Below are 20,630 nucleotides of genomic sequence, written 5' to 3' on the forward strand. Positions count from 1 at the left end.
TAAAGTCGCATGTTAGTCGAACGACGTGGGAAAGTCGGCCGTAGACGGTGAGAGCCCGGTAGACGAAAATGTGTGGCCTCTTTTTGGTGTTCCCGAGTAGCGGCGGACTCCTGTAATCTGCCGTGAATCTGCCAGGACCACCTGGTAAGGCTGAATACTTCCTGGTGACCGATAGCGGACGAGTACCGTGAGGGAATGGTGAAAAGTACCCCGGGAGGGGAGTGAAATAGTACCTGAAACCGTTCGCCTACAATCCGTCAGAGCCTTTCGGGGTGATGGCGTGCCTTTTGAAGAATGAGCCTGCGAGTTAGTGGCATGTGGCGAGGTTAACCCGTGTGGGGTAGCCGTAGCGAAAGCGAGTCTGAAGAGGGCGTTTTTAGTCGCATGTTCTAGACCCGAAGCGGAGTGATCTAGCCATGGGCAGGTTGAAGCGTGGGTAAGACTGCGTGGAGGACCGAACCCACCAACGTTGAAAAGTTGGGGGATGACCTGTGGTTAGGGGTGAAAGGCCAATCAAACTCCGTGATAGCTGGTTCTCCCCGAAATGCATTTAGGTGCAGCGTCGCGTGTTTCTTGCCGGAGGTAGAGCACTGGATGGTCTAGGGGGCCCACAAGCTTACCGAAATCAGCCAAACTCCGAATGCCGGTAAGTGAGAGCGTGGCAGTGAGACTGCGGGGGATAAGCTTCGTAGTCGAGAGGGAAACAGCCCAGATCACCAGCTAAGGCCCCTAAGCGTGTGCTAAGTGGAAAAGGATGTGGGGTCGCACAGACAACCAGGAGGTTGGCTTAGAAGCAGCCATCCTTTAAAGAGTGCGTAATAGCTCACTGGTCAAGTGGTTCCGCGCCGACAATGTAGCGGGGCTCAAGCACACCGCCGAAGCTGTGGGATTCACATATTAACTTAGCTTCAATCCTTGACTGGCTTGTTCAGGTGTGTGGATCGGTAGGGGAGCGTCGTGTGGCGGGTGAAGCGGCGGAGTGATCCAGCCGTGGACGCTACACGAGTGAGAATGCAGGCATGAGTAGCGAATGAAGGGTGAGAAACCCTTCCGCCGGATGACCAAGGGTTCCAGGGCCAGGCTAATCCGCCCTGGGTGAGTCGGGGCCTAAGGCGAGGCCGAGAGGCGTAGTCGATGGATAACGGGTTGATATTCCCGTACCCGCAAAGGAGCGCCCAAGACGAACCTTTCCATGCTAACCGCTTGATTTGCCGGCGGCCTTCGGGTCAATGGTGAGGAGACCGGGACCCTGGTTGGTAGTAGTTTAGCGATGGGGTGACGCAGGAAGGTAGCTGATCCCGGCCGGTGGTTGTGCCGGGGTAAGCGTGTAGGCCGTGCCATAGGCAAATCCGTGGTGCATTAAGGCTGAGACGTGATGCCGAGCCGATTCAGGTGAAGTCAGTGATCCTATGCTGCCGAGAAAAGCCTCTAGCGATGTTCCGAGCGGCCCGTACCCCAAACCGACACAGGTGGTCAGGTAGAGAATACCGAGGCGACGGGCGAACTGTGGTTAAGGAACTCGGCAAATTGCCCCCGTAACTTAGGGAGAAGGGGGGCCGGACGCGTGAAGCCCCTTGCGGGTGGAGCGTGGTATGGCCGCAGAGAGCAGGGGGAAGCGACTGTTTACTAAAAACACAGGTCCATGCCAAGTCGTAAGACGATGTATATGGACTGACGCCTGCCCGGTGCTGGAACGTTAAGGGGACCTGTTAGCCCGTAAGGGCGAGGCGGAGAACTTAAGCGCCAGTAAACGGCGGTGGTAACTATAACCATCCTAAGGTAGCGAAATTCCTTGTCGGGTAAGTTCCGACCTGCACGAATGGCGTAACGACTTCCCCACTGTCTCAACCACAGGCCCGGCGAAATTGCAGTACGAGTAAAGATGCTCGTTACGCGCGGCAGGACGGAAAGACCCCGGGACCTTTACTATAGCTTGACATTGGTATCCGAATGTAATTGTGTAGGATAGGTGGGAGCCTGTGAAGTCCGGACGCCAGTTCGGGTGGAGGCAATCTTGAAATACCACTCTGTTGGATTTGGGTATCTAACTTGCGGCCCTGATCGGGTCGAGGGACAGTGTCTGGTGGGTAGTTTAACTGGGGCGGTTGCCTCCTAAAAGGTAACGGAGGCGCCCAAAGGTTCCCTCAGCCTGGTTGGCAATCAGGTGTTGAGTGTAAGTACACAAGGGAGCTTGACTGTGAGACTGACAGGTCGAGCAGGGACGAAAGTCGGGACTAGTGATCCGGCACTTGCGTGTGGAAGCGGTGTCGCTCAACGGATAAAAGGTACCCCGGGGATAACAGGCTGATCTTCCCCAAGAGTCCATATCGACGGGATGGTTTGGCACCTCGATGTCGGCTCGTCGCATCCTGGGGCTGTAGCAGGTCCCAAGGGTTGGGCTGTTCGCCCATTAAAGCGGTACGCGAGCTGGGTTTAGAACGTCGTGAGACAGTTCGGTCCCTATCCGCCGTGCGCGTTGGATACTTGAGAAGGGCTGTCCCTAGTACGAGAGGACCGGGACGGACGAACCTCTGGTGTGCCAGTTGTCCCGCCAGGGGCACGGCTGGTTGGCTACGTTCGGAAGGGATAACCGCTGAAAGCATCTAAGCGGGAAGCTCGCTTCGAGATGAGGTATCCCACCACCTTGAGTGGGTAAGGCTCCCAGCTAGACTACTGGGTTGATAGGCCGGAGATGTAAGCCTAGTAATAGGTTCAGTCGACCGGTACTAATAGGCCGAGGGCTTAACTACCCTAAACTTTGTGCTACGCGTCCACTGTGTGATTCACAGCAAACAACCACCCCAAGAAGTTGTTTTGGGTTGGATGGTTGTGTCGCTGATAGCTGTTTCGGTGGTTATAGCGGAGGGGAAACGCCCGGTCTCATTTCGAACCCGGAAGCTAAGCCCTCCAGCGCCGATGGTACTGCACTCGGGAGGGTGTGGGAGAGTAGGACGCCGCCGGACTCAACGTAAGGAAAGGCCCACCCCTCGGGGTGGGCCTTTTCTGTTTTCCGCCCCTGTGTAGGCCGGCGACGACCTGGGTAATAGGCGAACGTGATTGTCCGTACAGGACGGATGGCAGTGCTGGCCCTCGCCGTGAGCGTGGCCGCCGGATGCTCTGCGCCCGACGGCGGCGGGAGGGACTACAACCCCGCTCACCAGCCCGGATATGTGCTTCCCGACGACCAGGCTCCTGGCGTTCCCGGGCCGGCGCCGACGTGGCCCGGATCCGGGAACGGACTTGGTCTGCCCGGCATCGGCCAGGCTGATCCCAGCGAACCCGACCGGATCGTCCGCGGCGGTGAGGTCACCGCCGGCAAACCCGCCAGCTTTGCCTTGGTGAATGGCGCTGACGTGGTGCGGGTGTCAGTCGGGGACCTCGGGACGGATCTGTTCGAGGTTTCCACACCCGCTGAGTCGAAGGTTGTCCCCAAGGTCGACGTCGACGGTTCCAGCGTTGTGGCCGGGCTGCGGGACACCGGGCTCGGTGGCCCGGCTGTTGTCACGGTGGTGCTGAGCGACGACGTCCGGTGGGGTGTCCGTCTTGCCGGCGGTGCCAGTGACCAGGCCGTCGATCTCACCGGAGGCCCGGGCGGTGATGTGGACTTCGCTGCCGGGACGAGCCGTGCCGAGGTGTCCCTTCCCGCGGCGACCGGCACTCAGCGGGTCACCCTCGGCGGTGGTGCGAGCCAGCTGCTGGTTCACCTCACCGGTGATGCTCCCGTCCGGGTCGCCACCAAGAATGGTGCCGGTGACGTCACCATCGACGGGCAGAACCGTACCGGGGTGGCCGGAGGCACGGTGTTTGTTGCCCCAGGGTGGGACACGGCGAGCAATCGCTTCGACGTCGACGCCACCAGTGGTGTCTCCTCGCTGACGGTTGCCCGCGGCTAGATCCCTACGACCTTTCCGGGGTTGAACAGGTCCAGGGGGTCGAGCGTCTGCTTCACCGCCTGCATCATGGACAGGACCGCGGGCTCGAGCTCCTGCCGCAAACCGCCTCGTTTCAGCAGGCCGACGCCGTGTTCGCCGGTGACCGTACCCCCGAGGTTGATCGCTGCGGTCAGGATCTCCTCGAACGCCGCCTGGGCTGCTTCCCGGGCGGCTTCGTCGCCTGTGGGCGTACGGATGAGGGGGTGGAGGTTGCCGTCACCCGCGTGAGCGATGGTGGCGATGGCAACGCCGTGCCGGGCCGCACTCTCCTCGATCGACGCCAGCATCGCCGGCACGGCCGAGCGGGGAACACACACGTCCTCGGTCAGGACCGGGCCCAGGCGTTCCATCGCGGGGTAGGCGAGCCGGCGGGCAGCGAAGAGTGCCTCGGCCTCGAACTCGTCGGTGGACTGCTCAGCCCACTGGGCGCCCGCGTCCTGGAAGACCCGGGCGAGGGCGTTCGCCTCGTCCTGGCCGGCCTCACCCGGGGTGTCGATCTGGGCGAGCAGCAGGGCTTCGGCCGTCGAGGACAGGCCGAGGTGTTTCCACTCCTCGACGGCCTGGAGGCAGGCGCGGTCGAGGAGCTCGAGGGCGGTCGGCAGCAGACCCAGGCGTGTGCTCGCGGCGACGGCGTTCCCTGCGGCCACAACACTGTCGAAGGCGCCGACGACCGTACGCGGTGCGGCTTTGCGGGCCGGGCGGAGGCGGAGCGTGATCTCGGTGACGATCCCGAGGGTGCCCTCCGAGCCGACGAACAGGCTGACCAGGTCGTACCCGGCGACACCCTTTGTGGTGCGGTGGCCGAGGCGTACCGGCGTACCGTAAGCGCCCGCGGGCCCGCCCACGACGGCCCGGAGGCCGAGGACGTAGTCACGGGTCACGCCGTATTTGAGGCAGCAGAGGCCACCGGCGTTCGTGGCGACGTTGCCGCCGATGGTCGACCAGGGTGCACTCGCCGGGTCCGGCGGATACCAGAGGCCGTGCTCGGCCACCGCCGCCTTGAGGTCGTCGTTGACCACCCCGGGCTGGACAACCGCGATCATGTTGTCCGGGTCGATCTCCAGGATCTTGTTCATGCGGGACAGGTCGAGCACCAGGCCGCCGTCGACGGCGTTCGCGCCGCCGGAGAGGCCGGTGCCGGCGCCGCGGGCGACCACCGGGATCCGGCGGGCCGCGCAGGCGGCGACGATCGCGCTGACCTCCTCGGTCGTGCGGGCCCGGACCGCGCCGACCGGCCGGCCCGCGGGTGCCCACTCGGCGTCGTCGTGGCTGAGTGAGGCGAGCACGTCGGCGTCGGTGATGAGCTCGACGCCCGGCAGGTCCGTGGCCAGCGAGCCGGTCATGGCAGGCCGGCCAGGAACTTCACGATCGCCTCGTTGACCAGGTCGGGCTGGTCGATGTTCGCCGCGTGGCCGCAGTCGTCGAGGACCAGTGAGGCTGCCCGCGAGTTGGTCGCCGCGGCGTCGGTCGCGTGCTCGCTGGGCCACAGCTGGCTGTCCGCGCCCGCGATGAAGAGGCTGGGGACGCTCACCCGTGCGACGACGTCCCGCCAGTCCTGCTCGGCGTGGTCCTGCAGCAGCGGCCAGGTCTCCGGGGCGCGGGCGTCGCTCATCTGCGGCACCCGGCCGAGCGTCTCGATCAGGCGCCCGATCCGCCTCATCGACTCGGTGACCGACAGGCCGCGACCGGTGTCCGGGACGCCGTCCTCGAAGAACGTGCCGAGGTTGTGGCGGTCCAGCCCGTAGAAGCCGTTCTTCCAGACCTCGTCGTTCACCATTTTCGGGGTCTGGTCGACGCTCACGATGCCCCGCACCCGGTCGGCGCCGAACAGGTCATAGTAGGCCCAGATGGTGCTGGCCCCCATCGAACCGCCGATCAGGACAACGTCGTCGAGCCCGGCGGCGTCGAGGAAGTCGCGGACGTCCTTGCCGTGGCGGGACATGCGCTGCCCGTACGCGGGATTGTCCGAGAGGCCGTGCGAGCGCCGGTCGAGAGCGAGCACCCGGTAGCCGGTGGCCAGCAGGGCCAGCCGTTGCAGTTCCCAGGACTCGGTCGGAGCGGTGAACCCGGCGATGAGGACAACGGGCCGGCCGCTGCCCTCATCGGTGTAGTGCAGGTTGACCCCGTCGCTGGTGGAGATGGTCGGCATGTCTCCGACCCTACGACGGGGACACCTCAGGCGCTCAGGAACTGCTGTGGAGTCAACGCGCGGGACGTGATCCGCACGTCGCCGATCCAGCCGTAGAAGCCCTGGCCGTACTTCAGATCGAAGGAGGTCGCGCCGATCACGAACGGGCGGCCCGAGGTGGCGATGCCGTGCGACGGCTGGGACGGGTTCCGGGCGATCTTCGAGCCGTCGATCCAGACGACCGTGCGCCGCCCGTTGTTGACCACGGCCACGTGCATCCAGCGACCCACGGGCAGGGCGTGACTCCACGACGTCGGGTCGGCGTCGCGGTCGGCCGGATAGACGACGTACTGCAGGAAGCGTTCCGGGGACAGGTTGAGGCTGCAGGTCGACTCCAGCGGTGACCAGCCGCTGGTCTTGCCCGCGTCACCGCTGCGGCCCTCCCAGCTGAGGATCCCCATCCACGCGTGATCACCGACGAACGGATCCGGCAGCTTGATGAACGCTTCGATCGTGTACCCCGAAGTGAACGTCATGCTGTTGAGCGCCGCGGACGGTCCGGTGTGCAGGATGGCGCCACGATCGGGCCCCTTGCCGCCGTCGAACCGCAGACTGGCGTGGGCGGGCTGGTCGACGTGGTGGTCCGCGGAGAGGCTCAGCACCTCGGGGCCGCTGTTCGCCAACCGGCGTACCGTGAGGTCGTTGCCGTTGCCGGTGAGGTCCCGGACCGCGGAGCCGTCGGTGACCGCCTGGCCGGCACCGTCGAAGCGCCAGTAGGCGACCGTGTGACGGTCGACGACCGACCGCGGCGGACGCGGCGCGGGCAGCAGCGGCGGGTCGAAGCCGGCGAACCGGCTGTCGAAGTCGATCGGCAGGCTGAAGCGGTCGGCCGGGCCGGTGAGCTCGATCGTCTCGGCCTCGAGCGGCGTGAGCGCGCCCGGCCGCCGGGTGAGGAACCACGGCGCGAGGGTCTCGACGTCGATCGTGCCGCGGGCCAGGTCGAACGTGTAGAGCCGGATCATCGCGGCGCCGCCGTAGTAGCGGTCCTGGTAGTTGGTGATGTGCACGTGGACGTCGTGACCGGCGTCGTTCTTCAGCACCGTGCGGCCGGGCGGCCAGTAGTGCCCGTTGAGGGTGAGGAAGATCTGGTCGTTGGCGCGGATCAGGCGGTCCCAGAGACGCTGCCCGTGCGCGGACAGGGCCGCCACCCCGGCGTCGTCGGCGAAGGCCAGGTCGTGGGTGGTGACGATCGCGGGCGTACGCGGATGAGCGTCGAGAATGCCCTGCGCCCAGCCGAGGCCGCCGTCCGAGATGCGCCAGTCCAGCGCCAGGATCAGCCACTGCCGACCACCACCGTCGAGCAGATGTGCACTGTTGTAACCGTCGGTGGAGGACCCGAGGAAGGTCGGCATCTTGGCGAACCGGTGCGGGCCGAACGCCTTCAGGTACGCCGAATCGCCGCGCTGGTCGTCCGTGGACGAGTTCACGTCATGGTTGCCGGCGAGGACGCTGTACGGCAGTTTCCCGTCGAGGCGCCGGAAACACTCGCCCGCGAGACCGATCTCCTCGGGCGTACCGTGCTCGGTGACGTCGCCGAGATGCGTCATGAACACGACGTCACGCTGGTCGAGGAGATAGCGGAACGTCTCGCGCAGGGGTTCAGGGTCGGCGCTGTCGGCGTCGAAGAGGTACTGGGTGTCGGGCAGGACGGCCAGCGCAAAGCGTTCACCGTCGGCGCGCGGCCGGCGTTCAGCCGCTTCGGCAGCCTCGGCAGCGGTTCCGGTGAGCAGGGGCACGGCAGGCGCGGCGATCGCCGCGCGGAGCAGGTTCCGTCGATCCACGCCGGTCACTCTGCTGAAGCCGTGGCAACAACCGGCGGCGGCCAGGCGAAGACCGGGCGAACAGCGGTCTTGTCGCCGACCGTTCCCCCTGCGGTCATGACGCCGTGGTCCGGGCGACCGGGACCGCCGCCCATCGTGTGCGCATGCGAATCGCGCTGGTCACGGAGTCTTTCCTGCCGGACGTCAACGGTGTCGCCCACTCGGTCGTCCGCACGGCCGAGCATCTGGTTCGCCGCGGGCACAGCCCGCTGGTGATCGCGCCGCAGCCGCCGCCCGGCGGCCGTGGTGTGCCCGACGACCTGCCCTATCCCGTCGTGCGGATCCCGTCGCTGCCGATGCCGGGTTACCCGCAGATCCGGCTCGGGCTGCCGACCCCCGCGCTCTCCGCGGCGCTGCGCGCGCACGGCACCGAGGTGGTGCACCTGGCGAGCCCGTTCGTGCTGGGTGCGTGGGGTGCTGCGGCCGCGCGGGCCGCCAAGGTGCCGAGTGTGGCGGTCTACCAGACCGATGTTGCCGCGTACGCCCGGGCGTACCGGGTGGGGATGACCGAGCCGGCCGCCTGGCGGTGGATCCGGACCGTCCACAACGCTGCCTTCCGGACGCTGGCGCCGTCGACCGAGTCGGTGGTGGCGCTGGCCGCGCACGGCGTTCGCGACGTGCACCTCTGGCGGCGCGGCGTCGACGACGTGCGCTTCCACCCCCGGCACCGCAACGCCGGCATCCGTCGTGCCCTCGCCCCGAACGGTGAGGTGCTCGTCGGCTTTGTCGGGCGGCTCGCCGTCGAGAAGCAGGTGGATCTGCTGGCCGAGACGAGCCGGCTGCCCGGCGTACGGCTGGTCGTGGTCGGACACGGGCCTGCGGCTGCGGCGTTGCGCCGGGCTCTGCCGCAGGCGGTGTTCCTCGGTGCCCGTCACGGTGCGCAGCTCGCCCGGATCTTCGCCAGCCTGGACGTGTTCGCGCACACCGGGCCGTACGAGACGTTCGGGCAGGCGGTGCAGGAGGCGATGGCCAGTGGGCTGCCCGTGGTGGCGCCGGCGGCGGGTGGACCGCTCGACCTGGTGGCCGACGGGCGGACCGGGTACCTGGTGCCGCCGTTCCGGGCCGACGGCTTCACCGCGGCGATCGCGGCGCTGGCTGCGGATCCGGCGCAGCGCGCGCTGCTCGGTGCGGCCGGGCGGGTGGCGATCGAGGGGCGGACCTGGGCGGCCGTCGGCGACGAGCTGATCGGGCACTACACGGCGGCGCTGCAGCCCGTACGGGACCGGACGCTGGTGGCGGCATGAGAATCGTCCGGCTGGCGAACTTCGTCACGGCCCGCTCCGGCGGACTGCGGACCGCCCTGCGGGAACTCGGCGCCGGGTACCTGGCCGCCGGTCACGAGCCGGTGCTGATCGTGCCCGGCGCCCGCTATTCCGACGTCGACACCGAGCAGGGCCGGATCATCACATTGCCGGGGCCGGAGGTGCCGCGCATGGGCGGATACCGGGTGCTGCTCGACCGGCGCCGGGTCGCCGAGACGCTGCGCCAGGTGCGGCCCGACCACGTCGAGGTGTCCGACCGGACGACACTGCGGTGGATCGGGCGGTGGGCGCGGCAGCACGGCGTACCGTCCATGATGGTCTCCCACGAGAGCCTGGACGGCCTGCTGCGCCTCTTCGGCGGTGGCCGCTGGACGGCTGACCGCCTCAACGCGCGCACTGCCGCCGATTACGACCGTGTCGTCTGCACGACCGGCTGGGCGGCCGCCGAGTTCGAACGCCTGGGGGCCGGCGTGGCGCGCGTACCGCTGGGTGTCGATCTTGATCTGTTCTCGCCGGCCCGTCACGACCCGGCCCTGCGCCGCCGGTGGGCTGCCCCGGGCGACACACTCCTGGTGCATTGCGGCCGGCTGTCGGCGGAAAAACAGCCGGAGCGCTCCCTGGCGACGCTGGCCGGGCTCCGGGCCTCGGGTGTGCCCGCCGTCCTGGTGGTCGCCGGTGGTGGCCCGCTGCGGCCGGCGCTGCAGGCGTCGGCCGCAGAACAAGGGTTGCCGGTGCGGTTCGTCGGCCACCTGCGTGACCGCGGCGAGCTGGCCGCGTTGCTCGCGACCGCGGACGTCGCGCTGGCGCCCGGGCCGATCGAAACGTTCGGCCTGGCGGCCCTCGAAGCCCTGGCCAGCGGTACGCCGGTGGTGGCCAGCGCAGCGAGCGCCCTGCCGGAGGTGATCGGCACGGCCGGGATCGCCGCGACCACGGACGCTTCCTTTGCTGCAGCGGTGCGGACGTTGCTGGCGCGTCCGGATCGCCGGGCTGCGGCCCGGGCGCGGGCCGAGACCTTCCCTTGGTCCGCTTCCGTGGCCGGCTTCCTGTCGCTCATCACCGCCGACGGCGCGGTCATGCTCGGGTCCACCGGCCGGCGACGCCGAGCATGACCGCCGGAAGGGTCAGCGACGGTTGCTGCCCTCGGGTCCGTCGAAGTCGATCTGCTCCTTGCGGACCTCGCCGGAGACCGTCTCCTGGTCACGGACGGTCTCGGTGCCCAGACGGACCCGCTCCACCGGTACGGCCTCGGTGTTGACCACCGGCCGCTCGGCGTGCAGGGTCACCTCGTGCTCGGCCTCGCTGATCGCCGGGCCGTCGTAGGCGTCACCGGCGTTCGCGTCCGTGATCGGCTCGCGCTCCAGGTGCACCTCCTCGCGGGAGACGGGCACGGTGACCTGCTGGTGTTCGGTGACGACGTACTTGCGGAGCCGGACCTTGCCGGCCTCCTCGGTGCGGGTGTCGGCGACCAGGCGCTCCTCGGAGCGGGTCATCGCATCGTCATCGCGCGTCGTGTCGCGGTCCTGGTGTCCGGCGTCGCCGGTGTAACCGCTGCTGTCCTGGCTGGTCGCCAGGCCGTAGTGGTTGTAGAGCTTGTCCTGCTCGACGTAGGAGATCGGACCGTCCGCGTCGATGCGCGGGGCGTCCTTGACCTGGTCCTTGGCGTAGGCGACGGTGACCCGGTCGTCGGTGACGTTCGCGCGCTGCAGGGGGACGAAGGTTTCCTTGGTGCCGAACAGCCCCGTCTTGACGGTCACCCACTCGGGGTCGCCGCTCGTGGCGTCGAGGTAGACCTGGCCGACGGTACCGACCTTGGCGCCGTCGGTGTCGTAGACATCAGTGCCGGGAAGCCGGGCGAGGTCGTTCTGCGTGATCACGATTGAGTCCTTTCGGGGGATCCATCTCACGATCGAAAGCCTGCTCCGATCAGCTTGACGACGTGAGAGTGCCCGGCCGTTTAGGACATAAACGAGGTCGGCGGCCTACTTTTCTTCGGTCAGGCGTGGGGGTCGGCGGCGGCGCGGTAGCAGCAGAGCGACGCGGTCGAGGAGCGCCTCGAGGGCTTCCTCGAAATCCTGGGCGGCGACGTCGATGGACAGATGCGGCTCGAGGCGCTGCAGGATCGGGTAGTTGCTGAGGTCCTCGATCGGCGACACGTCGGGTTCCTCGACCGGTCCGGTCTCCACACCGTGGGCGGACACCTCGAGGAGCAGGTGCCCGAGCAGGAAGCTGCTGAAGGCCCGGTAGACGGCGGCGGCGTTCTCGTCGGAGAACCCGGCGTCGGTCATCACCTCGAGCAGGGACTCGATCCAGCGCAGGCTGCGCAGCGGTGGGCGGACCCACGGCGCTGCCGGTGGGCGGGTCGCGACCAGAGGGAAGACCTCGGGGTGGGTCAGGGCGATCCGGCGCAGGCCGTGGGCCAGGCGTTGCAGGTAGTCGACCCAGCCGGCGTGGGCTTCGAGGTGCACGTTCGGGTCGCTGAACAGCTCGTCGACGACGGCCTCGACCACCCCGTCCAGCAGTGCTTCGCGGCCCGGCACGTACCTGTACAGCGCCATGCCCTCGACGCCGAGATAGGCGCCCAGGCGCTGCATGGTCAGCATGCGCAGGCCGTTCTCGTCGATGAACCGCACCGCCGCGCTGATGATGCGCCGCTGATCCAGCCCGCTGCGTCCTGACCCGGCCGTGCCGGTGGGCGCGGGGACGGCCGCGACCGCGTCGCCGCGCTCCTGCGGGGTGTCCGGATCCTTCGTCACGCCCCAAGCCTCCCACGGCCGGGCCCGCCGCCGACATGAGGCTTATTCGTGTACGCGTTTAGAACATAAACGACACCTCGTTCGATGATGAGTTGAATTATCGACAAGAGGATTAGGGAATGGTCGGAGCGGGAAGCGCTGGTGCAGGAGGCACGCCATGAGTTCTGATCAGAAATCCGGCCGCGGCGACAACATCGATCTTGATGCGGTCGCCACGACCCGTACCGGGGACGACAGACCCAACGATCTGTCCGCGCCCTCGCCCGACGCCGGGCCGGACAGTCCCGCCCAGTTGAAGGGCAAGGGGCTCTTCGGTGCGCTCAAGCGCACCGTCAAACAGTTCTCGCAGGACAACATCACCGACTGGGCCGCCGCGCTGACCTACTACGGGGTGCTGTCCATCTTCCCCGGCCTGCTGGTCATCGTGTCCCTGCTGGGCATGCTCAGCAGCAACGGGCAGCAGACCGTGCAGGACGCGGTGCGGGAGCTCGCCCCCAACCCGCAGCTGCAGAACCTGGTCGGCACCGTCCTGGACCAGGTCAAGGACCCCGGCACCGCCGGCCTCGCGGCCATCATCGGTATCGTCGCCGCCTTCTGGTCCGCCTCCGGCTACACGGCAGCGTTCATGCGCGCGTCCAACGCCGTCTACGACGTCCCCGAGGGCCGGCCGATCTGGAAGACACTGCCGATCCGCGTGGGCGTCACGGCCGTGGTCGGCCTGATGCTGATCATCTCCGCGGCGATCGTCATCTTCACCGGCGACCTCGCCGAGATCGTCGGCGACAAGATCGGCCTGGGCTCGGCCGCCGTGCTGACCTGGAACATCGCCAAGTGGCCGGTCCTGCTGATGCTGGTCAGCCTGATGTTCGCGATCCTCTACTGGGCCTCCCCGAACGCCAAGACCGGCGCCTTCCGCTGGGTCAGCCCCGGCGGCGTCTTCGCCGTGGTGCTCTGGATCCTCGCCTCCGCCGCGTTTGCGCTCTACCTGGCCAACTTCGCCAACTACAACAAGACGTACGGCACGGTCGGCGGTGTCATCGCCTTCCTCGTCTGGATGTGGATCACCAACATCGCCATCCTGCTCGGCGCCGAACTCGACGCCGAACTGCAGCGCGGACGGGCCATCGCCGCAGGCCACGACCCCACCGACGAGCCGTTCCTCGAGCTCCGCGACGACCGCAAGATCAAGCCGGGCAGCGAACAGGGCCTGAGCACCAACTGAGCTTCGAAAGGACAACACCTTGTCATCCGACCCCCCGCAGTCCGCGGAATCCACCTCCGACCTGGTCAGCCAGGCGGCCGCGCAGATCTCCACCCTGGTACGCGACGAGCTGACACTGGCCAAGCTCGAACTCGCCGAGAAGGGCAAGCGCGCCGGCATCGGCGGCGGCCTCTTCGGCGGCGCCGCCGTGCTGGGCATGTACGCGCTGGGCCTGCTCCTCGCCCTCGCGGTTGTCCTCCTGGACCTGGTCTGGCCGTTGTGGCTGGCCCTCCTGGTCGTTCTCGTCGTTGTGGTCGCCGCAGCCGGGATCGCCGCCCTCGTGGGCAAGCAGAAGCTGCAGGCTGCGGTGCCGCCGGTGCCCACCGACGCCGTCGCCAGCACCCAGGCCGATGTAAAGACCGTCAAGAACGCAGTCAGGGAAGGACGCTCATCATGACCAGTTCGGACACCCCCACCGACCCGCAGCAGCTGCGCGCCGAGATCGAGCGCACCCGCGCCGAACTGGGCGAGACCGTGCAGGAACTCGCCGCCAAGACCGACGTCAAGGCCCGCGCCAAGGAGAAGCTGGCCGGTGTGAAGGATCAGGCCGCTCAGGTCGCCGGTGTCGTCTCCCAGAAGGCCTCGACGGCCAAGCAGCAGCTGGCTGACTCCGACCTTCCGGCTCAGGTGCGCCGGCCGGTTCCCCTGGCCGCGATCGGCGCGGCAGTGGCCGCCCTCGTCGTGATCGTCGTCGTGGCTCGCCGGAAGCGCTCATGAGCGGCAAAGCGGCCAAGATCGCCTACAAGCCCGTCGGGCTGCTGCTCGGCGCGGGCGCCGGACTCGTCTCCGGCCTGATCTTCAAACAGGTCTGGAAGATCGTCGGCAACGACGACGACGCACCCAACGCCACCGACGAGGACCGCGGCTGGCCGGAAATCCTCATCGCCGCCGCCATCCAGGGCGCGATCTTCGCGGCCGTCAAGGCCACCGTCGACCGCGCCGGCGCCGCCGGCATCAGGAAAGCCACCGGCCAGTGGCCGGCCTGAGACCTCACCAGCAACGCAGCTTCAAGAAAGGACAAGCATGAAGGTGTTCAAGTTCGCCACCGGCCTCGCCGTCGGATACGTGCTCGGCAGCCGAGCCGGCCGTGAGAGGTACGAGCAGATCGTCGCGGCTGCCCGCAAAGCCCAGGACCACCCCACGGTGACCCAGATCCAGCAGAAGGCCAAGGGCCTCCTCGGCACCGCACAAACCGCAGACACCTCGGACGCCGGAGCACCGGCGAGTGTCACGGCGAGCACCTCGGCACCTCGCCCCCCGCGGCGCCAGCCCACGACCACGCCGAACACGCTCATCGAACCACTGCCGTAACCCGCCCGCCGCGCCGCGCGCTGATCCCCCGATGCGGTGGCAGCGTGCGGTGCGGGTCAGGCCAGGCGCGCCTCGAGCCACCTCAGGGTGTGGAGACATTGTTCGCGTTGCATCCGGCGCAGGCCTGGCAGGCCGGGGATGTCAGGCAGGTGTCCGTCCCGCCAGCCCCGGCCGGCAAGCCCGGCAAGTGCCACGTTCACTTCGTCTGCGGGCGCATCTCGCCAGCACGAGCGTTGCAGAAGACGCTCGGGGTCGTGACCGCACGCGGCCACGTCGGGAGCCAGCCGGATCAGATCCATCCATCCCGGTGCCGTCCAGAGGTGCGTCCAGTCCACGATCCGCAGCCGCCCGGTGCGCTCGCGGATGACGTTGTCCCGTCGCAGATCACCGTGGTGCAGGGCTGAGCCGCCACCGAGGACGTCAAGCCATCTGCTCTCCATCTCGGCGAGCAGCGGGACGGGAAGGTCCACGGGTAACGGCCGCCCGATGCTGGCCGGGCCGGCGTTGTTGTTCAGCGCCTGCCAGGTGCCGAGCATGGGCAAAAACGCCTCAGCGTACGAAGAAGTGCCGGCGACCGGGCACGGGTCCATCACCTCGCGCATGCGCTGCAGCACCTCGAGCAGCCGCGGGTGGTCGGCGGCTTCCCACCACTTCACAGGTTCGCCCTCGACAACCTCGTACGCCGCCACCCGCCATTCCTTGACAGTGGCCGACCCGACGAGAAGTGGGCCGAGCTCGTCGGCCACCTGTGCCAATGCCACCCCGGCTTCCACAGCTTCACCAAGGCCTTCGCCCACCGGCGCGGCCTTGACGAACAGCCTGTTCCCCTTGCTGCCGACCACGACCGACGCCGCAGACGGTGTGAACCCTGCTCGGGCGGGGTGCTCGGCAACAATCGCACTGCCGAGCAGGTCCTGGATCACCGCTCGAACATCGTCCGGGCTGTCCGCCAGCCGCGGTCGCCGAATCGGCTGGTCCGTGGTCACCGTCGCGACGATTGCAGTTGATACGCAGGGCAGCAATCCACGACCGCACCTCTCGGGCCGCTGAGGGCTGGTTCGTTGCGGTGCTTCCATGCTGTCCCGGCACCGCTGATCACCGCGCGGCCAGCTACAGCCACGGGACTGCCGCATCGGTGATGCTGACGGTCAAGAGGCTGCTCCCGGCCGGTCGCCAAAGCCAGGACTGCACGTTGGCGGTCGCAGCTTTCACCCCATCCGCCGGCACGGGAATCTCTTGCTTCCAGTCCGCTGGACGGAGGGGGAAGTCGTGTACCGCGACGAACCCGTAGCCGGCCAAGGCTATGACTGCTTCTCGGAGGAGTGGCACGGCCTGGACGCGGTCAGCCTCGTCGCCGTCGGCCGTCCAGGCTGCGGTGATCTCCCACAGCGCGGCCTCGGGGTCGGCCTCCGCAAGGACAAATGACTCAACTGGGCTGAGGCCGACGGGAGCAGACATGTGGGCATGTTGGCGCCGCACAGGCAACAAGCGCAATACGGTTTGAGAATCCTTGATCACCGGCTGTTCACAGCCTGTTGACCTGCAACTTGAACCGGTATCGGGACCGACGCTGCGAGGCGGCCGGAGCACCCCGGATCCCGTGCCTGACGCCGCTCGGGTGCCCTGGCCGTTGCGGCTAACCGCAGGCTTGGGTGTTGGTGGGCCGCCCGGGATTCGAACCCGGAACCTAAGGATTAAAAGTCCTCAGCTCTGCCATTGAGCTAGCAGCCCGCGGCTGCCAGGGTACCGTCACGCGGCCAGGCGCCGCTGACCCCTCGGCGTGTCGCCCGATTTCCGCACTTCAAAGGCATTGTCAGCGGGTCGGTGAGGGCTGCCGGGCCCGTCAGCGGCGGTAGGTGCGTTTGCTATCAAAAAAACGTGCCGGTGGGACCAGGGCGGTCCCACCGGCACGCTTCGGGTGGTTGTTACTTGATCGTCGCTGCGGTGGCCGCGCGGGACTTGGCGTCCAGCAGGGCCTTCAGGGCCGCCTGGTTCGGGGTGGCGGTGGCCGAGGACGCGCTGAGGGCGGAGGTGCCCACCAGCTCGCAGTTCACCGTCGTGCCGGATGCCAGGACCAGGCAGAAGTCGCCGTCGATGGTGAGGTTGTTGCCGCCGTCAAGCTGGTCGGTGGCGGAGTTGCTGCCGATCTGGATGCCGCCGTCGGACAGGTCCTCGCCGACGAGGGCGTCGTCGCCGTTGTTGCCGTTGACGATGTCGTTGCCGGCCTTGCCGTAGAGGATGTCCTCGCCGTCGCCGCCGGTGATGCGGTCGTTGCCCGCTTCGCCGAGGACGATGTCGTCACCGGACTCGCCGTGGAGCTGGTCGTCGCCGGCGTCGCCGACGAGGATGTCGGCGCCTGCTGCGCCGTACTCGCGGTCGTTGCCCGCGCCCGCGACGAGGATGTCGTCGCCGGTGTCGCCGAAGAGGGAGTCGTTGCCGGCGCCGCCGGAGACCTCGTCGTTGCCGGTGCCGCTGTTGAGGGAGTCGTTGCCGGCGTCGCCCCACATGGTGTCGTTGCCCGACTCGCCGTAGACGATGTCGGTGCCGTCGTTGCCGGAGAGGCGGTCGTTGCCGGTGCCGCCCACGACGCGGTCGTTGCCGGTGCCGCCGAGGAGGGTGTCGTTGCCGGAGTCGCCGTACGCCTTGTCGTTGCCCGAGCCGGCGTCGATGCGGTCGTTGCCGCTGCTGCCGTAGGAGGCGTCGGTGCCGGAGCCACCGAAGATGGTGTCGTTGCCACCCTTGCCGTACAGGTTGTCGTTGCCCGAGCCGCCCTGGAGCTGGTCGCCCGCGGAGCCGCCGGTGAGGCTGTCGTTGCCGGAGCCGCCGTCGGTCAGCATGTAGACCGACGTGTTGTTCTTGACCCAGTCGTTCTTGTCGCCGAGGGCGATGCTGAACTTCGTCGTCTTCTTCGACGTCGTGCACTTGACCTTGGTCTTGTCGCCCTTGACCGCCTTGCAGCCCTTGCCGGCCTTGATGGCGACCTTGTCGTTCAGGGTGACGGTGCGGCCGGAGATGGTGATGGTGAGCCCGTTGGTCTTACCCATCAAGGCGTTGAACTGCACGGTGGACGAGCCGACAACCTTGGCCGCGCCTGCGGAAGCCGCCTGGGCGGGCATCGCGAAGAGGCCGGTGGAGGCGACAGCGGCGGCGGTGACGCCGAGGCCGAGCAGTGCCTTGCGGTGGAACACGGACATGCAGAAAACCCCCGTATTGAACGTGTGTGATGCGGTGATCGGTGGCGATCGTACGGGGGCCGCGCACTAGCTCGAACGGCGAATCAAGATCGTCCGAAAGGTCGAGAGTGGATAGACGGATCCCTCTGGACGGGAACCATTCCCTTGGATATAGAAGGTTCTCGGCCGGCGGACCGATGACTCGGACACCGGGGCGAAAATACGCTGATGTGGTGAACGAGAAAAGGCATCTCATCCTCGCCGCCGTGCTGGCCGGTGTCGCCGGTCTGGGACTCGTCGTGCTCGGCTGGTGGATCATCGACTGGCAGTTCCGGGCCGACTGGGGACGGCTGACCGAGGCGTCCTGGTGGACCTCCGGAGTGGTGCGCGCGCTCGGTTTTCTGGCTTTCGGCAAGCTGGGCTTCAAGCTCGCTCTGGCCGCCGTCCTGGGTACGGTCGCCGCCGTCGCCTGGTGGAAAGGGCGGAAGCGGCAATCCTGACCAGGTGGTAGAAAACTGGGAGGGAGGTAGGAATGAACGAGCTATCCGTCCAGCTGTACTCGGTCCGTGACGCCTTCGCCACCGATCCCACCCGCACCCTCGCCCGTCTGGCCGACATCGGTTTCACCCGCGTCGAGCCCTACGGGGTTCTGGAGAACCGGGACGTCCTGCGCACCGGTCTCGCCGAGCACGGCCTGACCGCCCCCACCGTCCACGCCAAACTGCTCGGTGCCGACCAGCATGCGGTCTTCGCGGCCGCCGCCGAGCTGGGCATCGGCACGGTCATCGAGCCCATGGTCGAGCAGGCCCGCTGGCAGCGGCCGGGCGACATCGCGTCCGAGCTCAACGCCGCCGCCGCGCTCGCCACCGGGCACGGCGTCACGGTCGGCTACCACAACCACTGGTGGGAGCTGGTCGAACGTGTCGACGGCCGGCACGCGCTCGAAGTCTTCGCCGAGCATCTTGATCCCGCCGTGGTCCTGGAGGTCGACACCTACTGGACGACCGCCGGCGGTGCGGACACACCCGCGCTCCTGACAGCGTTCGGTGACAAAGTGCACGCGATCCACGTCAAGGACGGCGGCCTCGCGACCGACGGGTCGGGGCAGGTCCCCGCCGGCCAGGGACGCGTGCCGTTGGCCGAGATCCTCGCCGCCGCGCCCGATGCGCTGCGGGTGATCGAGTTCGACCGGTACGACGGCGACATCTTCGACGGCCTCGCCGCGAGTTTCGCCCGCCTGAACGGCGCCGCCGAGTGAACGCGGTCCGCGTCGGCCTCATCGGCGCCGGCGTCATCTCCGACACGTACCTGAAAAATCTCACGAGCTTCCCCGATCTCCGGGTGGAGATGGTCGCGGACCTGGATCTGGGCCGGGCGCAGGCCCGGGCAGCACAGCACGGTGTTCCGCGGTCGGGCACGGTGGCCGACCTGCTCGCCGATCCCGGGATCGAGCTTGTCGTCAACCTCACCGTTCCGGTCGCCCACGTCGAGGTCGGTCTGGCCGCGCTCGGGGCGGGCAAGCACGTCTGGGCCGAGAAGCCGCTCGCCCTGGACCGTCCGTCGGCGCGCAAGCTGCTGGATCGGGCGCGGGAGCTGGGTCTGCGCGTCGCCAGCGCGCCGGACACCGTGCTCGGTGCCGGTCTGCAGACGGCTCGGCGGGCGATCGACGCGGGCCGGATCGGCGAGCCGCGGACGGCCCTGGCGCTCTTCCAGTCGCCGGGCCCGGAGAGCTGGCATCCCGCGCCGGAATTCCTCTTCCAGGCGGGCGGCGGGCCGCTGCTCGACATGGGGCCCTACTACCTGACCGCTCTGGTTCACCTGCTCGGCCCGATCCGCCGGGTCACCGCGGCCGGCGGCCGGGCCCGGGAGACCAGGACGATCGGGTCCGGCCCCCGATCCGGTACGGAATTTGCCGTGACCGTCCCCACCACCGTGTCGGCGCTGCTCGAATTCGACCGCGGCGGCACCGCGCAGGTGGTGTTCAGCTTCGACTCCGCGCTGCCCCGGACGACCCTGGAGATCACCGGAACGCGTGGAGCAGCCGTACTCCCCGATCCGAACAGCTTCTCCGGCCCCACGATGCTGTGGCCCGACCAGGTCGAGCTGCCGGCGGAGGGGCATCAGGCCTCCCGCGGCACGGGTGTGCTCGAGCTGGCCCGCGCGATCCGTGCCGGTGTGCCGGAGCGGGCGTCCGGCGCGCTCGCCTTCCACGTCCTCGACGCCATGCAGTCGATCGACGAGTCGATGACCGCCGGGCAGCCGATCTCACTGCAGAGCAAGGCCGAGGCGCCGCCCGCCCTCCCGGCCGATTTTGATCCGTACGCGCGGACGCTCTAGCCGAGCGGGACGGCCAGCAGGCTTTCCAGGTACGACCGCAGCGCACCGACCAGGTCCACCGCGCCGCCGCCGGACAGCCACTGGACCTGCAGGCCGTCCATCAGCGCCACCAGGTTCAGTCCCGCGTACGCGGGGTCGACGCCGGGACGCAGCTCACCGCGCTCAGCCAGCACCTGGAACGAGGCCACGGCGTAGTCACGGGCCATCTTGTAGTGCCGTTCGAAGTAGTCGTGCGCCGGATGCTCGGCCGCGACTGCTTCGGCGGCCAGCCGCGCGTAGACGTCCACGATCCCGGGGTGCTGCACGTTGTGGGCGGCCAGCGCGATCAGGTGCCGCAACGCGTCGAGCCCCGGTGGCACCGCGAGGTGTTCGCGCTCGGTGTCCTCGCTGTCGCGGCGTTCCAGCACGGCCGCGAGCAGCGCTTCCTTGGTCGGGAAGTAGTAGAGGAGCCCGGCGTGGGTGATCCCGGACCGCCGGGCGATCTCCCGCAGCGACGAGCCGTGATAGCCGGCCTCGGCGTACACCGAGACGGCCGTCGTGATGATGTCCTCCCGACGGATCCGGCCCTTCAGATAGCCCTCGGCCACCCGGCA

At 68.0% G+C, this 20,630-nt stretch carries 20 protein-coding genes, 1 tRNA gene and 2 rRNA genes (1 of these 23 cut by a window edge); 13 read left to right on the plus strand and 10 right to left on the minus strand.

Features of this window, described 5'->3' with window-relative positions; translation table 11 throughout:
* The 3 genes from AFR_RS00970 to AFR_RS00980 form a co-directional block, all read left to right on the plus strand.
* Positions 1-2,750 (plus strand): 23S ribosomal RNA (locus AFR_RS00970) (it extends 361 nt beyond the left edge of the window).
* Positions 2,751-2,846: 96 nt separating this feature from the next.
* Positions 2,847-2,963, plus strand: a 5S ribosomal RNA gene (gene rrf, locus AFR_RS00975).
* 111 nt (positions 2,964-3,074) lie between these two features.
* Positions 3,075-3,893, plus strand: coding sequence for a hypothetical protein (locus tag AFR_RS00980; protein WP_148307836.1), 819 nt, complete (start codon positions 3,075-3,077; stop codon positions 3,891-3,893).
* Here AFR_RS00980 and AFR_RS00985 read toward each other — a convergent pair.
* The 3 genes from AFR_RS00985 to AFR_RS00995 are packed head-to-tail and all read right to left on the minus strand — an operon-like array spanning position 3,890 to position 7,901.
* A complete protein-coding gene (locus AFR_RS00985) occupies positions 3,890-5,275 on the minus strand; it encodes an FAD-binding oxidoreductase (RefSeq protein ID WP_023357420.1) in 1,386 nt (461 codons plus the stop codon). The genes AFR_RS00980 and AFR_RS00985 overlap by 4 nt on opposite strands.
* Entirely contained in the window at positions 5,272-6,081 is an 810-nt protein-coding gene (locus AFR_RS00990; RefSeq protein ID WP_023357421.1) for an alpha/beta fold hydrolase, read from the minus strand. Before AFR_RS00990 ends, AFR_RS00985 begins: the two co-directional genes overlap by 4 nt.
* Before the next feature lie 26 nt (positions 6,082-6,107).
* Positions 6,108-7,901, minus strand: a complete 1,794-nt coding sequence (locus tag AFR_RS00995) for a LamG-like jellyroll fold domain-containing protein (RefSeq protein ID WP_041840497.1) — start codon at positions 7,899-7,901, stop codon at positions 6,108-6,110.
* A gap of 143 nt (positions 7,902-8,044) precedes the next feature.
* Between AFR_RS00995 and AFR_RS01000 the strand changes: the two genes are divergently transcribed.
* Positions 8,045-9,184: a glycosyltransferase family 4 protein gene (locus AFR_RS01000; RefSeq protein ID WP_041841642.1), complete on the plus strand. Its 1,140-nt coding sequence runs from the start codon at positions 8,045-8,047 to the stop codon at positions 9,182-9,184.
* A complete protein-coding gene (locus tag AFR_RS01005) occupies positions 9,181-10,311 on the plus strand; it encodes a glycosyltransferase (protein ID WP_023357424.1) in 1,131 nt (376 codons plus the stop codon). Before AFR_RS01000 ends, AFR_RS01005 begins: the two co-directional genes overlap by 4 nt.
* A gap of 12 nt (positions 10,312-10,323) precedes the next feature.
* On the opposite strand, the gene AFR_RS01010 is transcribed toward AFR_RS01005, so the two are convergent.
* On the minus strand, positions 10,324-11,076 hold the full coding sequence (locus AFR_RS01010; RefSeq protein WP_023357425.1) for a PRC and DUF2382 domain-containing protein: 753 nt from the start codon (positions 11,074-11,076) through the stop codon (positions 10,324-10,326).
* 105 nt (positions 11,077-11,181) lie between these two features.
* Positions 11,182-11,955 (minus strand): TetR/AcrR family transcriptional regulator, encoded by a 774-nt coding sequence (locus AFR_RS01015; RefSeq protein WP_023357426.1) that lies wholly within the window; start codon positions 11,953-11,955, stop codon positions 11,182-11,184.
* Positions 11,956-12,112: 157 nt separating this feature from the next.
* On the opposite strand from AFR_RS01015, the gene AFR_RS01020 reads away from it, so the two are divergent.
* From AFR_RS01020 to AFR_RS01040, 5 genes are read left to right on the plus strand one after another with little or no spacing between them, the layout of a single operon-like run.
* Complete coding sequence (locus AFR_RS01020) at positions 12,113-13,177, plus strand: YihY/virulence factor BrkB family protein (protein WP_023357427.1); 1,065 nt, start codon at positions 12,113-12,115, stop codon at positions 13,175-13,177.
* Between the two features lie 19 nt (positions 13,178-13,196).
* The gene (locus AFR_RS01025) at positions 13,197-13,613 is read left to right on the plus strand and encodes a phage holin family protein (RefSeq protein ID WP_023357428.1); all 417 of its coding nucleotides are present in this window, start codon (positions 13,197-13,199) and stop codon (positions 13,611-13,613) included.
* Positions 13,610-13,933, plus strand: coding sequence for a DUF3618 domain-containing protein (locus AFR_RS01030; RefSeq protein WP_023357429.1), 324 nt, complete (start codon positions 13,610-13,612; stop codon positions 13,931-13,933). The genes AFR_RS01025 and AFR_RS01030 overlap by 4 nt, the downstream gene beginning before the upstream one ends.
* Positions 13,930-14,202 carry a DUF4235 domain-containing protein gene (locus tag AFR_RS01035; protein WP_023357430.1) on the plus strand — a complete coding sequence of 91 codons (273 nt, stop codon included), beginning with the start codon at positions 13,930-13,932 and terminating at the stop codon, positions 14,200-14,202. The genes AFR_RS01030 and AFR_RS01035 overlap by 4 nt, the downstream gene beginning before the upstream one ends.
* Positions 14,203-14,239: 37 nt before the next feature.
* Complete coding sequence (locus tag AFR_RS01040; RefSeq protein ID WP_023357431.1) at positions 14,240-14,527, plus strand: hypothetical protein; 288 nt, start codon at positions 14,240-14,242, stop codon at positions 14,525-14,527.
* Positions 14,528-14,583: 56 nt separating this feature from the next.
* On the opposite strand, the gene AFR_RS01045 is transcribed toward AFR_RS01040, so the two are convergent.
* From AFR_RS01045 to AFR_RS45765, 4 genes are all read right to left on the minus strand, one after another.
* Complete coding sequence (locus tag AFR_RS01045; RefSeq protein WP_041840498.1) at positions 14,584-15,513, minus strand: phosphotransferase; 930 nt, start codon at positions 15,511-15,513, stop codon at positions 14,584-14,586.
* A 124-nt stretch (positions 15,514-15,637) separates the two neighbouring features.
* Complete coding sequence (locus tag AFR_RS01050) at positions 15,638-15,985, minus strand: hypothetical protein (RefSeq protein WP_148307837.1); 348 nt, start codon at positions 15,983-15,985, stop codon at positions 15,638-15,640.
* A 198-nt stretch (positions 15,986-16,183) separates the two neighbouring features.
* Positions 16,184-16,258, minus strand: a tRNA-Lys gene (locus tag AFR_RS01055).
* A gap of 194 nt (positions 16,259-16,452) precedes the next feature.
* Positions 16,453-17,721, minus strand: a complete 1,269-nt coding sequence (locus AFR_RS45765) for a calcium-binding protein (RefSeq protein ID WP_023357434.1) — start codon at positions 17,719-17,721, stop codon at positions 16,453-16,455.
* Between the two features lie 212 nt (positions 17,722-17,933).
* Here AFR_RS45765 and AFR_RS01065 point away from each other — a divergent pair, with 212 nt between their 5' ends.
* From AFR_RS01065 to AFR_RS01075, 3 genes are read left to right on the plus strand one after another with little or no spacing between them, the layout of a single operon-like run.
* On the plus strand, positions 17,934-18,200 hold the full coding sequence (locus AFR_RS01065) for a hypothetical protein (protein WP_148307838.1): 267 nt from the start codon (positions 17,934-17,936) through the stop codon (positions 18,198-18,200).
* Between the two features lie 32 nt (positions 18,201-18,232).
* Positions 18,233-18,958 carry a sugar phosphate isomerase/epimerase family protein gene (locus tag AFR_RS01070; protein ID WP_023357436.1) on the plus strand — a complete coding sequence of 242 codons (726 nt, stop codon included), beginning with the start codon at positions 18,233-18,235 and terminating at the stop codon, positions 18,956-18,958.
* Complete coding sequence (locus AFR_RS01075; protein WP_023357437.1) at positions 18,955-20,037, plus strand: Gfo/Idh/MocA family protein; 1,083 nt, start codon at positions 18,955-18,957, stop codon at positions 20,035-20,037. Before AFR_RS01070 ends, AFR_RS01075 begins: the two co-directional genes overlap by 4 nt.
* Here AFR_RS01075 and AFR_RS01080 read toward each other — a convergent pair.
* Entirely contained in the window at positions 20,034-20,624 is a 591-nt protein-coding gene (locus AFR_RS01080) for a TetR/AcrR family transcriptional regulator (RefSeq protein ID WP_023357438.1), read from the minus strand. The two genes, AFR_RS01075 and AFR_RS01080, sit on opposite strands and share 4 nt — an antisense overlap.
* Positions 20,625-20,630 lie beyond the last annotated feature (6 nt).

Source organism: Amorphoplanes friuliensis DSM 7358, assembly GCF_000494755.1.
GTDB classification, from domain to species: domain Bacteria; phylum Actinomycetota; class Actinomycetes; order Mycobacteriales; family Micromonosporaceae; genus Actinoplanes; species Actinoplanes friuliensis.